The organism is Aerococcus viridans (assembly GCF_002871935.1).
Classification (GTDB): Bacteria; Bacillota; Bacilli; order Lactobacillales; family Aerococcaceae; genus Aerococcus; species Aerococcus viridans_B.
This window is the reverse complement of record NZ_PNHQ01000043.1, coordinates 1-807: the sequence shown is the minus strand read 5'-3', so window position 1 is coordinate 807 and position 807 is coordinate 1. Positions and strand designations below refer to the sequence as shown.

The following is an 807-nucleotide window of genomic DNA, read 5'->3' as shown; positions in this document are numbered from 1 at the left end:
GACTCAGACGCACTTAATGATGCTGATTCAGATGCGCTTGTTGATGCTGATTCAGATGCTGACTCAGACGCACTTAATGATGCTGATTCAGATGCTGACTCAGACGCACTTAATGATGTTGATTCAGATGCGCTTGTTGATGCTGATTCAGATGCAGACTCAGACGCACTTACTGATGCTGACTCAGATGCAGATTCAGACGCAGATTCAGATGCGCTTACTGATGCTGATTCAGATGCAGACTCAGACGCACTTAATGATGCTGATTCAGATGCGCTTGTTGAAGCTGACTCAGATGCGCTTGTTGATGCTGATTCAGATGCTGACTCAGACGCACTTACTGACGCTGACTCAGATGCGCTTGTTGATGCTGATTCAGATGCTGACTCAGACGCACTTACTGACGCTGACTCAGATGCGCTTGCTGACGCAGATTCAGATGCAGATTCAGATGCTGACTCAGATGCGCTTACTGATGCTGATTCAGATGCGCTTGTTGAAGCTGACTCAGATGCAGATTCAGATGCGCTTGTTGATGCTGACTCAGATGCAGACTCAGATGCGCTTACTGATGCTGACTCAGATGCAGATTCAGATGCTGACTCAGACGCACTTACTGATACTGATTCAGATGCTGATTCAGATGCTGACTCAGACGCACTTACTGATGCTGACTCAGACGCACTTACTGATGCTGATTCAGATGCACTTACTGAAGATGATTCAGATGCGCTTGTTGATGCTGACTCAGATGCAGATTCAGATGCGCTTACTGATGCTGATTCAGATGCTGACTCAGACGCACTT

General features: G+C 47.0%; 1 protein-coding gene. It reads left to right on the top strand.

The genetic code is table 11. The features are described 5' to 3' along the window. Positions 1-807 (top strand): hypothetical protein (locus CJ191_RS09155; protein ID WP_180960968.1); only part of this gene is annotated, 807 nt, incomplete at both ends.